Raw genomic sequence first — 15,176 nt, forward strand, 5'->3', positions numbered from 1 at the left:
GAGGCCCGTTATTCCGCCGGGACAAGGGCCGGGCCGGCCGCGAGCTTCGCGTCCGCCTTGCGGGCCCAGTCACCGGCAGTCTCGAAGCGTTCGAGATAGTTCTTGTGTTCGGTGCCCATCCAGCGGTCCCACCAGGTGAAGTAGAATCCGTAGTTCCCGCTGGCGCGCTCATGGTGCATGTCGTGATGGGTGACTGACGTCAGCCAGCCCAGCATCGGCAGGCGGGCCCAGGATTTCGGCATCAGTTCATAGCCGCAATGGGCCGTCGCGTTTTTGAAGATCATGACCATCATCACGATGTAGAAGGCCGTGTTGTGGATCGGGATCAGCATCAGGCCGACCGGCACGAAAGCGTATTCCACCACGGCTTCAAGCGGCGCGAAGGAATAGGCCGTGAACGGTGTCGGATTGTGCGACCGGTGATGCCGCATATGGAACAGCTTGTAGAAGCGCGGCAGGTGCATGAACCGGTGCGCCCAGTAGAACCACGTATCGTGCGCGATGATCATCACCGGGATCGACACGAAGAACCACACCCAGCCATATTTGGCGACGTCGTCATACTTCTGGAAAATGCCGAGCTCGGCGGCATCAAAGATAATGATGTCCATGCCGACAAAGACCAGCACCGTCATGGCGGACCAGAACAGTTCGCTGCGGATCTGGCGGGCGCGCGGGGTGGGTTTCCGGATCTTCCGGTAGCGCAACAGGTGTGACAGGCCGAGCCAGATGATGACGAAGGTCGACATCGTGCCGAGCAAGTAGCGGAATATCTCGAACTCGATGCCGTGCCCGGCCCGCTGTAAGAAATGATCAAACGTGAATGTACTCCAATCCATGTCGGTCTCCTCAAGATCTGAAGTGACCGCAGGATGGTGCGTTTGGGTACCTTACGTCTCCGCGAGACTGGAAAAGCCTGATCGAATTCGAAATCGCGCCGGTTTTTTCAGTTCTGACCGGCTTTGGCGAGCGCCGCGTCGCGATATTCCGTCGGCGTCACACCCTCCATCGTCCGGAAGGCCCGATTGAAGGGCGCAAGCGAGGCAAAGCCGGAATCCATGGCGATTGTCAGAACCGGAATGCGTGCCAGGTCCGGATCGGACAGTTTTCGCTTCGCCAGCGCGATTCGGTAGCCGTTCAGGAAGGCGGCGAAGTTCCGGTGACCCAGGCCGCGATTGATGAGCGCCCGCAACTGGTGCTCCGGCACACCTGCCCGCTCGGCTAGCGCGCCAATCGTGAGGCCTTGTTCGGTATAGGCCTCATCCTCTTCCATCAACCGGGTCAGTCGTGCCAGCAGCGCCGCATCCTTCGGCGAGACAGGAGACGGCGGCCCAGGTTTTGGCGCAGGCTGGAACAGCAGGACTTCCGCTCTCAGCCGCGTCATCCAGAACAGGCCCCAGAGCGCCACGATCAGGACCAGCGCCGACCGGAATGTCGAAACCGCCCCGTCATGCGCGCGGCTGAACAGCGCCTCGCCAAAAATGTTGAGCCCGGCCGCCCCGGCCAGCGCAATCACGAACCAGAGGCGCATGGACCGCCGGGCTTCCACGAGATCATCCCCCCGTCCCGCAAGCGCCGTCCAGACGAGGTGCAGCGCGAGGCCTGCGGAGAACAGATTGGTACCCAGCGGCATCCAGTCAGGCCTTGGCGGGATCGGGCCCAGGTCTGACAGTCTGAGGACCAGCCACAGCGCCAGGTAGCAAGCGGCGACACCCCAGTCGGTGGGGCGGATGCGGAAATCGTCATCAAACAGGGATCGACCGAACAGCCATAGGAGCAGCATGTTCGGCATGTCTATCAGGCGGACGACAACAAGCGCCGGAAACGAGGGTTGCAGGATGGACGGCGCGGTGCCGATCAGCATCGCTGCCAGGCTGACGGTCAACCCGGCGCCCAGCCAGGCCTGTACCCGTCCGCCTCCGTCCCGAATGCATAGCGCCGCAAGCACCAGAAGGACCGCAACAGCCGGGTATCGAAGCAGAACGTCGATGAGCAGCATACGCGTGCGGGATTACAGCCCTTCAAACAGGGCCGTCGAGACGTAACGCTCCGCAAAGCTCGGCAGGATCACGACCAGCGTCTTGCCGGCCATGTCATCCCGGCTGCCGACCTTGATGGCCGCCGTCGCCGCCGCGCCGGAGGAGATGCCACCCGGGATGCCTTCGAGTTTGGCAAGCGTCCGCGCGTTCGCCATCGCATCGGCATTCGAGACCTGCACCACTTCGTCGATCATGCTCGTGTCGGCATTGCCGGGAATGAAGCCAGCGCCGATCCCCTGGATCATGTGCGGGCCAGGTTCACCGCCAGAGAGGACCGGGCTGTCTTCCGGCTCCACCGCGAACATTTTGAGGCCCGGCTTCTTTGCCTTCAGTACGCGGGCGCAGCCGGTCATCGTGCCGCCGGTGCCGATGCCGGAAATCACCGCATCGACGGCGCCATCGGTATCCACCCAGATTTCCTCGGCAGTCGTCTTCTCGTGGATCGCCGGATTGGTGGGATTGTCGAACTGGCTGGGCATGACGGCGTCCGGAATGGAGGCGACCAGTTCCTCCGCCTTGGCGATGGCGCCGTTCACGCCTTTCTCCTTCGGCGTCAGTTCCAGTTCCGCGCCGAGGAAGGCCAGCATGCGCCGGCGCTCGATCGACATGGATTCCGGCATGGTCAGGATCAGGCGATAGCCGCGATTGGCCGCCACGAAGGCAAGGCCGATGCCTGTATTGCCGGACGTCGGCTCGACCAGCACGGATTTTCCAGGCGTGATCTTTCCGGCGGCTTCCAGCTCCAGGATCATGTTCAGGCCGATCCGGTCCTTCACGCTGGCGAGTGGATTGAAGAACTCGCACTTGAAGAGGAGGTTGGCCTTGATGCCCGCGTCTGCCGCAAATTTCGGTGCGGCGACCAACGGTGTCGAGCCGACGGTTTCGAGAATGGATACGTAAGTGCGCCCGCGCGGGCCATCCAGCGTCACCCCGCCGGGCAGTTTAACAGTTCCAGCCATCACGTCCTCCTTCATGGTTTTGCGGGACTATCCGCCCGCCGAGGCCGTGAAGCAACTGAAAGCTCGGTTTAAGTATTCGGGTATGGAAGGCGAACGGGCACTTGGACGGGCCTGATGAAACGCAGCATATTGCATGACACATTCAACGCATGGGAACAAAGGCGCATGGCCTATCTACTTCTGAAAGCGCTGATCTCAGGAATCATCGTTGCGATCGTATCGGAAATATCCAAGCGGTATCCCGGTGCCGGCGCGCTGGTCGCCTCCCTTCCGCTGGTCTCTGTTCTGGGCATGATCTGGCTCTGGCGCGACAAGCCCGATGTCCAGAACATGGCCGAACATTCCTCCGCCACATTCTGGTATGTCCTGCCCAGCCTTCCGATGTTCCTGTTTATCCCTGCCCTGCTGAAACAGGGCTGGCCATTCTGGCTGGCGCTCAGTGCAGGCTGTATCCTGACCGTCGCGCTCTACCTTCTGATGAGCTGGATCGGCCCGCGCTTCGGCCTCCGGCTCTAGCCGATCACACCCGTGATTGCGGCTTTCGCGGCGAGGGCCGGGCTCATCAGGTGCGTGCGGCCGCCGCGGCCCTGGCGGCCTTCGAAGTTGCGGTTCGACGTCGACGCGCAACGTTCGCCCGGCGACAGGATGTCCGGGTTCATGCCGAGGCACATGGAGCAGCCCGGTTCGCGCCACTCGAAACCTGCTTCGATCAGGATCTGGTCGAGGCCTTCTTCCTCCGCCTGCGCACGGACGAGACCGGAGCCCGGCACGACCATGGCACGCACGCCTTCGGCCACCTGATTGCCCTTGGCGACTTCTGCCGCGGCGCGCAGGTCTTCGATGCGGGAATTGGTGCACGAGCCGATAAAGACGCGCTGCACCGGCGTGCCCGCGATCGGCACGCCGCCTTCAAGGCCCATATAGTCCAGCGCGCGCTCACACGCGGCGGCTTTCACCGGATCAGTAAAGTCTTCCGGCTTCGGAATGATGCCGGAGACCGGAATGCCCTGCTCCGGGCTGGTGCCCCAGGTGACGGTGGGCTCAACGTCTTCGGCATTGATTTCGACGACATGGTCGAACACGGCGTCTTCATCCGTGTAGAGCGTCTTCCAGTAGCTTTCCGCCACTTCCCATGCCCCGCCCTTCGGCGCGGACGGGCGACCCTTGATATAGGCGAATGTCTTCTCGTCCGGCGCGACGAGGCCCGCGCGCGCGCCGCCCTCGATGGACAGGTTGCACAACGTCATGCGCCCTTCCATGGTCAGGCCCTGGATCGCTTCGCCGCGATACTCCATCACGCAGCCCGTGCCGCCGGCTGTGCCGATCTTCGCAATGATGTGCAGCGCGAGGTCCTTGGCGGTCACGCCCGGCTTCAGCTTGCCGGTCACTTCGATCGCCATGTTCTGCATCTTCCGGGCACGAAGCGTTTGCGTCGCCAGAACGTGTTCCACTTCTGACGTGCCGATGCCGTGCGCGAGTGCACCGAATGCACCATGCGTGGAGGTGTGGCTGTCGCCGCAAACAATCGTCATGCCCGGCTGGGTGCGGCCCTGCTCCGGCCCGATCACGTGGACGATGCCGTTGCGGATATCGCCCATCGGGAAGATCTTGATCTTGTACTCTTCCACATTGCGCATCAGCGTTTCGAGCTGGTTGCGGGCTTCCGGGTCTTTCACCCCGGCGAGGCCCGCGGCTTGGTTCTCGGTCGGTGTGTTGTGGTCCGGCGTGGCGAGGGTCAGGTCCGGACGGCGCACACCGCGCCCGGCAGCCTTCAGCCCGGCGAAAGCCTGCGGCGTGGTCACTTCGTGGATCAGGTGCAGGTCGATATAGAGTAGGCTTTCCCCCGACGCCTCATCGGTGTGCACCAGATGCGCATCCCAAATCTTGTCGTAGAGTGTCTTGCCTGCCATGGGCCGAAAATTCCCTGCTTGTAGAAAAATATTGCGCGTGAACGCGCGCGCCAGCGCGTCTCGTGCAACACACAAGGCATCGCGTCAATGTGTCAGATGGCAGTTCAGGCAACCCTGCGGACGGGCCGCCCGGTCCATTCCTGCACCGCTTCCAGCAATTCGGCCTTGTCGACCGGCTTGGTCAGCACCGCATCCACCCCGCGAGACAGGAAATCCCGCCGTTCCTCGGTCATGGCATGCGCCGTCACGGCAATAATCGGCGTGGGGGCCCTGCCGCCGGACGCCTCGAAATCCCGGATCACCCTTGTCGCCGCCAGCCCGTCCATGACCGGCATGGACACATCCATCAGCACAATGGCGTAGGCGTTCTGGCGGAAGAGGTCGACGGCAATCTCCCCATTGGCCGCGAAGTGCAGCTCATAGCCGGACCCGTTCAGCAGTCCGGCCATCACCCGCTGGTTCACCTCATTGTCCTCGGCAATCAGGATGCGCCCTGCGGAGGCGCGCGCCAGTATCGGAGCCGCCACAGGCTTCGGCTTTGGTGTTTTCACCGGGGCGGGCCGCGGGGCCTTTCCGATCACGGCGCTGACCGCCTCGCCCAGCGCGCCGCTGCGCAAGGGCTTGACCAGGAATGCGTTGACCCCAGCTTCCAGGAAAGCGTCTTTCGCGTCCTGGGAATCCACCGAGGACACGACCACGATCTTCAATCGATTGAAGGCTGGCTTGGAGCGGATCATTCTTGCGACACGCAGGCCGTCGATCCCGGGCATCTGATAGTCCAGCACCAGCAGGTCATAAGGTTCCCGGCGATTATGTGCATCGGCGAGGCGCCGCAGGCCTTCGCGCGGATCGGTCTCATGGTCTGACCGGATACCGTAAAGGGCGAGCTGGCTGGCCGAGATCCGGCAGTTCAGCGAAATATCATCGATCACCAGCGCACGGACATGGCCGAGATCCGGCCGCTCCACCGGTTCCAGGAACAGGCGCGGCTCATCATCGGCAATTGGCAACGTCAACTCGACCCGGAAGGTGGACCCGACACCAAAGGTCGAGGTCACACCGATTTGCCCGGCCATGGCTTCGACCAGGCTGCGGCAGATCGAAAGGCCAAGGCCTGTGCCACCAAAGCGGCGCGTGGCGGAGGCGTCCGCCTGTTCGAACTGGTGGAACACTGTCTCCAACTTGTCTTCCGGAATGCCGATGCCGGTATCGTCCACCGTGATCGCCAGATGAGCGTAGCCATTCTCGCCGGACCCGGCGATGCGGACGAGGATATGGCCTTCGGTCGTGAACTTGATCGCATTGCCCACAAGATTGGTCAGGATCTGGCGTATCCGGCCCGCATCGCCGACCACTTCATCGGGCACGTCGCGGCTGATGTCGGTGATCAGCTCGATCCCCTTCTCGTTCGCGCCGGAGCCGAGCAGCGCGGCAACATCGTCCAGTACCGCAGAGAGGGAGAAAGGTTCTGAATCGATCGCCAGCTTCCCGGCTTCGATCTTGGAAAAGTCGAGAATGTCATTGATCACGGTGAGCAGGGCTTCGCCGGACCGTTCGATCATTTCGACGATCTCGACCTGTTCGCCATCGAGTGTCGTCCGGCGCAAGACCTGCGACATGCCGAGGACGCCATTCATGGGCGTACGGATTTCATGGCTCATATTAGCGAGGAATTCCGTTTTCGATTTTGACGCATTCAGCGCCGTCTTGCGGGCGTCCTCCAGCTCCGCTTCCTGCTTCTTCAGCTCTGTGACATCCGTCAGGATACTCACGATAAAGGCGCTGCCTGCAGCATCTTGGAAAAAGGATGTCGATGATTCGACCCAGCGCAGATCTCCCGCGGCATTGGAGATCTGTTCCGTCGTCACAATCTGGGTACGGGTTTCCAGAACACGGTCATCGATTTCCCGGAAGATGTCGGCCTGTTCGTTCGGGAAGACTTCACGATCCGGCTGCCCGATCAGGTCTTCGCGCGGCAGACCGACAAACCGGCAGAACGCGTCATTGACCTCGACCCAGTCATGGTTCGCATTCTTGACGGAAACAGGATTGGGCAGGAGGTTCAGCACCTCCATCAGCAATTCAAGCTTGCCGCCACCGGTCATCGTCCGACGCTCCTCCACCGAGGGGAGAAGACCATAGACCCCTCAACAATCCCTTAAGTTGAGTTCGCTCTGTCTCCGGATCGTCTCGGGCAGGCATCCCATCGCATCGAGCGTCGTGTGCAAGGCAGCCCTGATCGGCGTGTGCGGTTCGGCGCGAAGCCGCTGTACCAGTTTCGTATTGTCGAGGCGGACGGGGACATCCCAGAGATATTTCATCTCCGCGAGCTCCCTGAACAGGCGCACGAATGGCGACAACAACTGCAGGACCGGCCACGGCAAGTCCCGGATCGGCGCATCCGGCGCGCCGGCTGCAAGGCGCACTTCTTCTGCAAAGTCGTGTCCGTCCTCGAACCAGTGACCCGCGAAATGAAAATTCTCGAAAGCGGTGAGTTCGGTGTCCTGCTCGATCAGAGCAGCAACCGCCTCGCCATAGTCCGGCAGATAGGCCCAGGCATGGCCCACCCCTTTCCGCCCGGGCCAGGTAACGGATTTCACCGGCTGACCGGGTTTCACGAGGCCTTCCGAAAACCAGGAATTGCCTGTGCTGTGCGGCCCGAAAAAGTCGCCCGCCCGCACGATCAGGACCCGCGTCCCCTGCCCGGCAGCCCGTTCCAGTCGTTCTTCCATCTCCACCCGGATCGCGCCTTTACGGGTGCGCGGGTTTTGCGGATCGGTTTCCTTGAGCAACGGGAAGGCATCCGGCCCGTAATTATATATCGTGCCCGGGAACATGATCCGCGCGCCCGAGGCCTTCGCGGCGGCGATCGTATTGTCCAGCATCGGCAGGGCGAGGCCACGCCAGTTACGGTAGCCCGGCGGGTTCACGGCATGAACGATCAGGTCGGTGTTGATTGCGGCTTCAGCCACGTCGGCCGCATTCATCGCATCGCCCTTCAGCCAGTCGGCATAGGGCAGCAGCGTCTGGCCATAATCCGGCCGGCGGCTGAGCGCCCGGATTTGCCAGCCCCGGCGGCGGAGGGCTTCGGCGATTTCATACCCGGCCCCGCCTGTGGCGCCGAGGACGAGAGCTGTGCGTGAGCGGTTCATGGGACATCTCCTTTGCGTCTGTCCCGTAGAAATGCCTACGATTGGAGCTAAAGAAAATTGCGATAAATTCTGCATCGGCTATAGAAAAATAGTGGAACACATCGCCCTCTCCTGGGACCATTGCCGGTCTTTCCTCGGTGTCTGGCGCACCGGCAGCCTGTCGGCCGCGGCCCGGGCCAGCGGCCTGACCCAGCCGACGATCGCCCGCCACATCACCCTGCTGGAAGAGGCGCTGGATAGCGGCGCCCTGTTCATCCGGTCTCCGCACGGCCTTTCCCCGACAGATCTGGCCGGATCGCTCGTCCCCCATGCACTGGCCATGGAAGCCTCCGCCGCGGCCATGATGCGAGCCGCCTCAGGCGCAGACGGGGACATTGCTGGCACCGTGCGCCTGAGTGCGAGCCAGGTCATCGGCGTGGAAGTCCTGCCACCCACCCTCACCCGGATCGGCGCAGATCATCCCGGGATCGACTTCGAGCTCGTCGCGACGAACGAAACGTCAGACCTCTTGCGCCGCGATGCCGACATCGCCGTGCGCATGGTCCGGCCCGCCCAGGGCGCGCTGGTGGCGCAGAAGGCCGGCGACATCCAGCTCGCCATGTATGCCCACAAGGATTATCTCGCCCGGCGAGGGCGTCCCGAGTCCATCGATGCTCTGCAGGATCACGCCATTGTCGGCTTCGACCGGCAGACGGCGGGCCTTCAGGCGCTGCAGAACATCGGCATGCCGCTGAAGCGGGAGATTTTCGCCTTTCGCACGGACAACGACGTCGCCCAGCTCGCCGCGATCCGCGCGGGCTTCGGCATCGGCATCTGCCAGACGAACCTCGCCCGGAGCTGTCCGGACCTCGTCCGCCTCTTCCCGAAAGAAATGAGTTTTTTTCTGGAGACGTGGATCACGATGCATGAGGATCTGCGCGGCAATCGCCGCATGCGGCTCGTCTTCGACCGCCTCGTCACCGACATGTCCGCCCATGCGAAGGCGAGCCTTGGCTTCCATTGATACCTGAAATGAAAACGCCCCCGCCTTTCGGCAGGGGCGCTTGTCATCTGCCAATAGCAGATCTGGGCCAGAAGAGGACTATTCCTCAGCGCCGCCCTCTGCAGCTTCTGCAGCGGCTTCAGCTTCGGCGGCTGCGGCAGCAGCGGCCTCTGCTTCGGCTTTCGCCTTGGCAGCAGCTTCGCGCTCTTTGGCAGCGGCTTCTTTGCGGGCAACCTTTTCGGCATCCTTCTGGCGGCGGCGCTCGGTTTTCGAGACAGCAATCTCGACCTGCTCGATGCCGTGGCCGGTGGTCCGCTCAGCGATACGGGCACCCTTACCGCGCAGACCGCGCAGGTAGTAGAGCTTGGCGCGGCGAACGCGGCCCTTACGCTTCACTTCGATCGACTCGATCATCGGCGAAACCAGCGGGAACACGCGTTCCACACCTTCACCGAAAGAGATCTTGCGGACCGTGAAGCTCTCGTTCACGCCAGCGCCCGAACGAGCAATGCACACGCCTTCAAAGCGTTGCACGCGCTCACGGTCGCCTTCCGTAATGCGGACGTTCACGGCCAGCGTGTCGCCGGGCGAGAAAGCCGGGATTTCTTTGCCGCCGAGGACGCGGGAAACTTCTTCTGCGTCCAGCTGTTCAATAATGTTCATCGCCTGTCTCCGGCGCTTGGATATCGTGGGTTTCGGAGTAAGCGGCGTATAAATCGGGGCGGCGTTGTTTTGTCAACGCCTTTGCGCTGTTCAAACGCCATTCTGCGATGCGTTTGTGATCGCCGGACAGCAAGACATCCGGAGTCCCGTACGGGCCCCACTGTCTGGGCATCGTATACTGGTCATGTTCCAGAAGACCATTCTCGAAGGACTCCTCACTTAAAGAGTCCGCATTGCCGGCCACGCCGGGCAGCAGGCGCACAACCGCCTCGGTCAGCGCCATGGCCGCCACTTCCCCGCCGGCGAGAACGAAATCGCCCATCGAGACCTCTTCCAGGCCATGGGTTTCGATGACCCGCTGGTCGAGGCCCTCGAACCGTCCGCAGAACATGACCAGCCCCGGGCTGGCAGCAAATTCATGGGCCATCGCCTGCGTGAACGGCTTCCCGCGCGGGGAGAGATAAATGAGGTGCTTGTTCGTGGTGACGATGCTGTCCAGCGCGGCCGCGGCCACATCCGGGCGCAGCACCATGCCCGCCCCGCCCCCGGTCGGCGGCGCATCGACATTGCGGTGCTTGCCGATACCGAAATCGCGCAGCTGTATGGTTTCCCAGTCCCAGATGCCTTCCTTGCGGGCGCGCTCCAGGATGGATACGCCCAGCGGCCCCGGAAAGGCCTCCGGAAACAATGTGATGAAACTCGTCTCGAACATGGGCTGCCTTTAGCGCAGCTGCAGGGTCCCGTCACCTCGGCGTCGCCAGAGAGGAGCCGATCAGGCCTTCAGGAAATCGAGGCGGGGGTCCGTCCGTGCGGGCGTGATCTCCAGCACCTCGGCCGTCACCACGTCTTCGGCCACGAACGGGTCTGCCGCGATACGCGCGTCCAGAGCCTCGCGGGTCGTGTTGTGGGCGAGTATGCCGCCGCCTGCATTCGGCTGCAGGGAACCGACCGCGAGGAACACGCCTGCCTCGAAGCCGTCCCGGATCCAGGCATTGTGCCCGTCCATGAATTCAGGCGCTTTCGGCTTGTTGCCGGAGAATTTCAGCAAAACAACATACATCGGGCGAGCCCTTCTTAATGCAGAGGATTGGAACTACTGGAGGCAGCTCGACGTCTGCGCCGCGAGCCAGCTGCACATCTCCTGCACCTCCCCTTCGACGAACGCCGGATCGCGCAAAGCGCTTGCCAGCGTCGCGACGCCCTGACTGCGCGCGAGCAGGTGTAGCGCCAGCCGGTCGGCATCGGCCGCTTCATGACCCATCAGGGCAAACTGGCGCGCGAGCCAGTGCCGAAACAATGAGAAAAGTCCCGCCGCCCCGGCCTGCGAGGGATGGCCGAGCTTGGCGAGTTCGCTGGTCAGCGTCCCGACCGGGCAGCCGAACGCCATGATCTTCGACTGGTTCACGATCAGGATCTGGATGAAGCTCGTGATCCGCTCCGCTGGCCCGGCACCTTCGGCTTCCCAATCGTCCAGCATGGCCTGCGTGTTTTCCAGCCGCTGGCGGATGACCGCGTCCAGTATCTCGTCCTTGGTCCGGAAGTGGTAATAAAAATTGCCGCGAGAGATCTGCACCTGTGCTGCGATGTCCGCGAACGAGGTGTGCTCGAACCCGCGCTCATAGAACAGCTGGTCCGCCGCCTCCACGATCTGCGCTCTTGTGTCCGTGGCTGCCATATAGAGATCCTCGTGATTAGGACAATTGTCCGAGAAAGTCTCCTGGGACACTTGCCCTAATATGTCAAGCGCTTGCCTCCACTGCCGATCGCGTCTATGCGGACCTCGTCATCTGGGGAGTAGCCAGCCGCCGAAAGGCGGGCTTCCGTGTCAACATACTCGGCTGAGGGGCCGTGGTGCGGAAGGGGCGGTCATGACCGTCCGGGCGAGACCAATGACGTCGCCTCCTGCCTTGCCGGGCGTGGGGAGCGATGTCGTTGGACTCGAACAAGGCCCGGCATGGAGACCTGACCCTTATGGAAGCCCTGTTCACATCCACCGCTGTCGTTGCGCTGGCCGAAATCGGCGACAAGACGCAGCTGCTCGCCATTCTTCTGGCAACCCGTTTCCGTACGCCCCTGCCGATCATCCTCGGCATTCTTGTGGCGACGCTGGCGAACCATTTCCTGGCGGCCCTCGTCGGCGCAAGTGTCGCCAATATTCTGGACGGCGAATGGTTCCGCTACATCATCGCCGCGTCCTTCGTGATTATGGGCTTCTGGACCCTGATCCCAGACCAGCTGGACGATCTCGACGACAAGCCGACCCGCTTCGGCGCCTTCATTGCCACGCTGATCGCCTTCTTCCTCGTCGAGATGGGCGACAAGACGCAGCTCGCGACCATCGCGCTCGGTGCCCGTTTCGACCAGATCGTCTGGGTCACCGCCGGCACGACGCTGGGCATGATGCTGGCCAACGTGCCGGCCGTGTTCCTAGGGCATGAACTGATCGAGCGCGTGCCGCTGAATATCGTCCGCTTCATTGCGGCGGCCTTGTTCATTGTCATCGGCGTGTGGCTGGCGGCCCAGACAGCGGGCTGGGTGTGACCAAACTGCCATTGACAGAATCTGCAATGAAATCAAAAGTAGAAGAGTAGAGTCACGCGGTGGGGAAATCAGGATGAACAGATTGTTTCCAGAGATCACCTCCCTCAGGGATGTGATGCGTCTGGCGCGGGGCGGCGCGATTGCCGGAATTGTCTTTGCCGGCATTCTCTTCCTCGAAGGGCTTCTGGGAACCGCCTCCGTCTTCCCGGCAAGTTTCCAGCTGGCAACGACGGGGCTTGAGACCTCGCTCATCCTGGTCCTCGCATGGCGGGTCTGGTCTGGCCGCGGCCTTGTCAGCTCGATCCTGCTGATGGCACTGCTCGTGCTCGCCACGATGCGCGGCCTGCATGACGGCGCATTTGGTCTTGCGTGGATGGCAGCCTATTTCGGGCTTGGCCTGATGATGCTGAACGCGATCCGCGCCAGCCTGCGCCACGATGTCTATTCCGACGAAGCGGCGGACGCACAGGCCGCCTGAACCTTTCCGGCCGAATTGATTTTTCCCCGGGGCTGGCGCTTGATGGCTCCAAGTCCTGGGGAGGATCGTTCCATGCTCGACACCATCGCCACCATCGCCAATATCCTGGCGTCCGCCGCCGTTGTGCTGACGCTGGTCTTTATTGGCATCCAGCTGAAACAAAATGCGGAGCTGACACGGATGGCCGCAGCGCAGACCTCGGCTCAGATGATGTCCACCAATCTTGGCCGGATCATCGAAAATCCGGACTTGGCCGAACTGATCACCAGGGAGGGCGCGCCGGAAAGCTGGTCCCGGCCGGAGCGCCTCCGGGCGACAAACTTCCTGTCCGCGAGTTTCCGCCATTATGAAGTTCTGCACACGCACAGACGTTTCGGCGTGTTCGAGGAAGAATTATGGGGCGGCACCGAAGCCCGCCTGCGTGACAGCCTCGACTCCGCCGCCATCCGTGACTGGTGGAAGGACTCCAAACCTTTCTACGCCAAAAGCTTCGTCGCCTATGTCGACGAGATCGTTGCGGAGTGGGAAGCCATCGAGGCGATTGCCGGGATGGGCAAGGAGACTGATCCGTCAACAGGCAAGCCAACCGGAAAACCATAAAATCTTTCCGCCGGACGAAACCAATTCTTACCCCGCGCGTTTCAGGCTGAGGTTCCAAGGGCGGTACGCCGCCACCAGAAGGGGTACCCAAATGGACAAACACAAACGCCAGCTCCTCACCGGGGCATCCGCCACCCTGCTCGCCGCGAGCCTGACCGGGTGCGGCACGCTGCTTTATCCGGAACGCAAGGGGCAAGGCCGCGGGCGTCTCGACCCGAGCATCGTGATGCTGGACGGTATCGGGCTCCTGCTCTTCCTGATTCCCGGAATCATCGCCTTTGCGGTCGACTTCGGAAATGACACGATCTACCTGCCCGGCCGCCGGGCCGATGCGTCTGACATCATCGAGGAAAAGAAAGTCGCTGAACTGACCAAACCGGAACTGGACCGGATCTGGCAGAAGCATTATGGCGAGAATGCCCCGTTCGAGCTGTCGCAGGTGGAACGGCAGTACCTGCACACCGGCACGGATGTCGCCACGGTCCTGTCCGCTTCGGCACGGAACAATTACGCACCGGCCTGATAGACGTCAGACCCAATCCGGCCAGTCGCGGAACAGGCCGAATTTGACGTTCGTCACCATGGCGTTGGCGGAGAAGTGGAGTTCGTCGATCTCCCCTTCCCGCGCTGCCGCCGCGCGGAAGGCCTCGTCCAGCTGGGCGAGGTCACGCGTCTCGATCATGATGTGGAACTCGCGGATCGCATCGGGGCGCAGGCCCAGCTTGCAGCGCATCATCCGCCAGGCCTCGATCCGGCCGTCTGACTTCATCCAGTCGAGGAAGGCGTGCAGCGCCTTTGCGAAGGCCCGCTCGTCGGTGCCCGGCTTCAGATCGAACCAGATGTGATAGATATCCATTGCAAATCACTCGCATATAAGTTTGCCGGAAGGCGCAGTCTTCTATACGGGAAAGGATATGGCCGCGACCCCCGCCCTCTCTGTCATCATTCCCTTCTTCAATGAAGCCGGAAACGTGCATCCTGTGATCGACGAGGTGCATGAACAGCTGGCCGGTATTCCGTTCGAAATCATCTGCGTGAACGACCAGTCGTCGGACGCGACGGGCGCAGAGCTCGCAGAAGCGAAGGCAAAACACCCGGATACGGTTTTTGTATTCAGCCACATTCGGCGGCGCGGGAAATCCGCTGCACTTTTCACGGGTCTGAAATCTGTACGCGGCGAATGGGTCCAACTTCTGGATGGAGATGGCCAGAACGACCCCGGAGATACGGCCCGCCTGTGGAAGGCGATTGTCGCACCGGGCGCACCGGGCCAGCTCGGCCTCATCGCAGGCAAGCGCAACAGCCGGAACGATTCCGGCTTCAAATGGGTCCAGTCACGCGTCGCCAACGGCGTGCGTCGCTTCGTCCTGCAAGATGACGCGACAGACACGGGCTGCGGCTGGAAACTGATCCGTACGGCGGCCTTCCGGGACCTGCCCTATTTTGCCTCCATGCACCGCTTCCTGCCGGCGCTGGTCAAACGCGCGGGCTGGGATGTGCGCGAGGAGCTGGTCAACGACCGCCGGCGCCTGGCCGGGGAATCCAAATACGGTTTCCTCGGGCGGCTTGGCGCAGGGATCTTCGACCTGATCGGCATGTTCTGGCTAGTCCGCCGGGGCGGCTATGGCATCGCTGCCGAATGGAACGACCCGCGCGCGGACAAGCGTTAAGCCGAGGGCAAACCGAGCCAGCCGGACTCGTCGTATAAACGGTCCTTATATGGTGTTCTTCATTGCCTTTCAGGCTTTAGTCCTGCGTCCGCGTTGGGCGGCCTGAACTGCGCAGGGCCGGCGGGCGTGTGTCCCGTTTTGGCGCGGCCTGAGGGGCCGGGCGCGGCGTGCTGGCACGAGGC

18 protein-coding genes are annotated in these 15,176 nt (G+C 62.4%); 7 read left to right on the forward strand and 11 right to left on the reverse strand.

All coding sequences use genetic code 11. The annotated features are described in order from the left end of the window. Window positions 1–8: 8 nt before the first annotated feature. The 3 genes from HY26_RS11865 to cysK all read right to left on the reverse strand — a co-directional run bounded on the left by HY26_RS11865 (window position 9) and on the right by cysK (window position 2,998). Window positions 9–839 (reverse strand): sterol desaturase family protein, encoded by an 831-nt coding sequence (locus tag HY26_RS11865; protein WP_112073685.1) that lies wholly within the window; start codon window positions 837–839, stop codon window positions 9–11. Between the two features lie 107 nt (window positions 840–946). Next, complete coding sequence (locus HY26_RS11870) at window positions 947–1,999, reverse strand: AraC family transcriptional regulator (protein ID WP_112073686.1); 1,053 nt, start codon at window positions 1,997–1,999, stop codon at window positions 947–949. 12 nt (window positions 2,000–2,011) lie between these two features. Further along, window positions 2,012–2,998: a cysteine synthase A gene (cysK, locus tag HY26_RS11875; protein ID WP_112073694.1), complete on the reverse strand. Its 987-nt coding sequence runs from the start codon at window positions 2,996–2,998 to the stop codon at window positions 2,012–2,014. Window positions 2,999–3,163: 165 nt separating this feature from the next. On the opposite strand from cysK, the gene HY26_RS11880 reads away from it, so the two are divergent. Then, a complete protein-coding gene (locus HY26_RS11880) occupies window positions 3,164–3,514 on the forward strand; it encodes a DUF3147 family protein (RefSeq protein ID WP_112073687.1) in 351 nt (116 codons plus the stop codon). Here HY26_RS11880 and leuC read toward each other — a convergent pair. The 3 genes from leuC to HY26_RS11895 all read right to left on the reverse strand — a co-directional run bounded on the left by leuC (window position 3,511) and on the right by HY26_RS11895 (window position 8,060). Continuing rightward, window positions 3,511–4,908 (reverse strand): 3-isopropylmalate dehydratase large subunit, encoded by a 1,398-nt coding sequence (leuC, locus tag HY26_RS11885; RefSeq protein WP_112073688.1) that lies wholly within the window; start codon window positions 4,906–4,908, stop codon window positions 3,511–3,513. The two genes, HY26_RS11880 and leuC, sit on opposite strands and share 4 nt — an antisense overlap. A 104-nt stretch (window positions 4,909–5,012) precedes the next feature. After that, window positions 5,013–7,013, reverse strand: coding sequence for a PAS domain-containing hybrid sensor histidine kinase/response regulator (locus tag HY26_RS11890; protein WP_112073689.1), 2,001 nt, complete (start codon window positions 7,011–7,013; stop codon window positions 5,013–5,015). 42 nt (window positions 7,014–7,055) lie between these two features. Next, window positions 7,056–8,060: an NAD-dependent epimerase/dehydratase family protein gene (locus tag HY26_RS11895; RefSeq protein ID WP_034760860.1), complete on the reverse strand. Its 1,005-nt coding sequence runs from the start codon at window positions 8,058–8,060 to the stop codon at window positions 7,056–7,058. A gap of 91 nt (window positions 8,061–8,151) precedes the next feature. On the opposite strand from HY26_RS11895, the gene HY26_RS11900 reads away from it, so the two are divergent. Continuing rightward, window positions 8,152–9,063 carry a LysR family transcriptional regulator gene (locus HY26_RS11900; RefSeq protein WP_197020203.1) on the forward strand — a complete coding sequence of 304 codons (912 nt, stop codon included), beginning with the start codon at window positions 8,152–8,154 and terminating at the stop codon, window positions 9,061–9,063. A 78-nt stretch (window positions 9,064–9,141) separates the two neighbouring features. On the opposite strand, the gene rplS is transcribed toward HY26_RS11900, so the two are convergent. From rplS to HY26_RS11920, 4 genes are read right to left on the reverse strand one after another with little or no spacing between them, the layout of a single operon-like run. Then, a complete protein-coding gene (gene rplS / locus HY26_RS19420) occupies window positions 9,142–9,705 on the reverse strand; it encodes a 50S ribosomal protein L19 (protein WP_112073690.1) in 564 nt (187 codons plus the stop codon). Continuing rightward, on the reverse strand, window positions 9,692–10,417 hold the full coding sequence (gene trmD / locus HY26_RS11910) for a tRNA (guanosine(37)-N1)-methyltransferase TrmD (RefSeq protein ID WP_112073691.1): 726 nt from the start codon (window positions 10,415–10,417) through the stop codon (window positions 9,692–9,694). The genes rplS and trmD overlap by 14 nt, the downstream gene beginning before the upstream one ends. 60 nt (window positions 10,418–10,477) lie before the next feature. After that, on the reverse strand, window positions 10,478–10,765 hold the full coding sequence (locus HY26_RS11915; protein ID WP_034760854.1) for a YciI family protein: 288 nt from the start codon (window positions 10,763–10,765) through the stop codon (window positions 10,478–10,480). Between the two features lie 33 nt (window positions 10,766–10,798). After that, window positions 10,799–11,380: a TetR/AcrR family transcriptional regulator gene (locus HY26_RS11920; RefSeq protein ID WP_034760845.1), complete on the reverse strand. Its 582-nt coding sequence runs from the start codon at window positions 11,378–11,380 to the stop codon at window positions 10,799–10,801. A gap of 296 nt (window positions 11,381–11,676) precedes the next feature. On the opposite strand from HY26_RS11920, the gene HY26_RS11925 reads away from it, so the two are divergent. The 4 genes from HY26_RS11925 to HY26_RS19145 all read left to right on the forward strand — a co-directional run bounded on the left by HY26_RS11925 (window position 11,677) and on the right by HY26_RS19145 (window position 13,847). Then, complete coding sequence (locus HY26_RS11925) at window positions 11,677–12,246, forward strand: TMEM165/GDT1 family protein (RefSeq protein ID WP_034760842.1); 570 nt, start codon at window positions 11,677–11,679, stop codon at window positions 12,244–12,246. Window positions 12,247–12,319: 73 nt separating this feature from the next. Next, a complete protein-coding gene (locus HY26_RS11930) occupies window positions 12,320–12,724 on the forward strand; it encodes a hypothetical protein (protein ID WP_112073692.1) in 405 nt (134 codons plus the stop codon). A gap of 72 nt (window positions 12,725–12,796) precedes the next feature. Further along, window positions 12,797–13,324 (forward strand): hypothetical protein, encoded by a 528-nt coding sequence (locus HY26_RS11935; protein ID WP_034760835.1) that lies wholly within the window; start codon window positions 12,797–12,799, stop codon window positions 13,322–13,324. 91 nt (window positions 13,325–13,415) lie between these two features. Continuing rightward, window positions 13,416–13,847 carry a hypothetical protein gene (locus tag HY26_RS19145; RefSeq protein WP_199288554.1) on the forward strand — a complete coding sequence of 144 codons (432 nt, stop codon included), beginning with the start codon at window positions 13,416–13,418 and terminating at the stop codon, window positions 13,845–13,847. A gap of 6 nt (window positions 13,848–13,853) precedes the next feature. Here the strand turns inward: HY26_RS19145 and HY26_RS11945 are convergent, their stop codons facing one another. Beyond that, complete coding sequence (locus HY26_RS11945; RefSeq protein WP_112073693.1) at window positions 13,854–14,180, reverse strand: DUF6614 family protein; 327 nt, start codon at window positions 14,178–14,180, stop codon at window positions 13,854–13,856. A 58-nt stretch (window positions 14,181–14,238) separates the two neighbouring features. Here HY26_RS11945 and HY26_RS11950 point away from each other — a divergent pair, with 58 nt between their 5' ends. After that, entirely contained in the window at window positions 14,239–14,994 is a 756-nt protein-coding gene (locus HY26_RS11950; protein ID WP_034762171.1) for a glycosyltransferase family 2 protein, read from the forward strand. The last annotated feature ends 182 nt before the right edge of the window (window positions 14,995–15,176 follow it).

The sequence above is a fragment of the Hyphomonas sp. GM-8P genome (genome assembly GCF_003263315.1).
GTDB lineage: Bacteria > Pseudomonadota > Alphaproteobacteria > Caulobacterales > Hyphomonadaceae > Hyphomonas.

Coding starts and splice junctions, on each gene's coding strand:
- HY26_RS19145 (WP_199288554.1), top strand. CDS start 13,416: ATGGACAAACACAAACGCCAGCTCCTCACCGGGGCATCCGCCACCCTG.
- HY26_RS11865 (WP_112073685.1), bottom strand. CDS start 839: ATGGATTGGAGTACATTCACGTTTGATCATTTCTTACAGCGGGCCGGG.
- HY26_RS11880 (WP_112073687.1), top strand. CDS start 3,164: ATGGCCTATCTACTTCTGAAAGCGCTGATCTCAGGAATCATCGTTGCG.
- leuC (WP_112073688.1), bottom strand. CDS start 4,908: ATGGCAGGCAAGACACTCTACGACAAGATTTGGGATGCGCATCTGGTG.
- HY26_RS11930 (WP_112073692.1), top strand. CDS start 12,320: ATGAACAGATTGTTTCCAGAGATCACCTCCCTCAGGGATGTGATGCGT.
- HY26_RS11870 (WP_112073686.1), bottom strand. CDS start 1,999: ATGCTGCTCATCGACGTTCTGCTTCGATACCCGGCTGTTGCGGTCCTT.
- HY26_RS11950 (WP_034762171.1), top strand. CDS start 14,239: ATGGCCGCGACCCCCGCCCTCTCTGTCATCATTCCCTTCTTCAATGAA.
- trmD (WP_112073691.1), bottom strand. CDS start 10,417: ATGTTCGAGACGAGTTTCATCACATTGTTTCCGGAGGCCTTTCCGGGG.
- HY26_RS11915 (WP_034760854.1), bottom strand. CDS start 10,765: ATGTATGTTGTTTTGCTGAAATTCTCCGGCAACAAGCCGAAAGCGCCT.
- HY26_RS11895 (WP_034760860.1), bottom strand. CDS start 8,060: ATGAACCGCTCACGCACAGCTCTCGTCCTCGGCGCCACAGGCGGGGCC.
- HY26_RS11945 (WP_112073693.1), bottom strand. CDS start 14,180: ATGGATATCTATCACATCTGGTTCGATCTGAAGCCGGGCACCGACGAG.
- HY26_RS11925 (WP_034760842.1), top strand. CDS start 11,677: ATGGAAGCCCTGTTCACATCCACCGCTGTCGTTGCGCTGGCCGAAATC.
- rplS (WP_112073690.1), bottom strand. CDS start 9,705: ATGAACATTATTGAACAGCTGGACGCAGAAGAAGTTTCCCGCGTCCTC.
- HY26_RS11935 (WP_034760835.1), top strand. CDS start 12,797: ATGCTCGACACCATCGCCACCATCGCCAATATCCTGGCGTCCGCCGCC.
- cysK (WP_112073694.1), bottom strand. CDS start 2,998: ATGGCTGGAACTGTTAAACTGCCCGGCGGGGTGACGCTGGATGGCCCG.
- HY26_RS11890 (WP_112073689.1), bottom strand. CDS start 7,013: ATGACCGGTGGCGGCAAGCTTGAATTGCTGATGGAGGTGCTGAACCTC.
- HY26_RS11920 (WP_034760845.1), bottom strand. CDS start 11,380: ATGGCAGCCACGGACACAAGAGCGCAGATCGTGGAGGCGGCGGACCAG.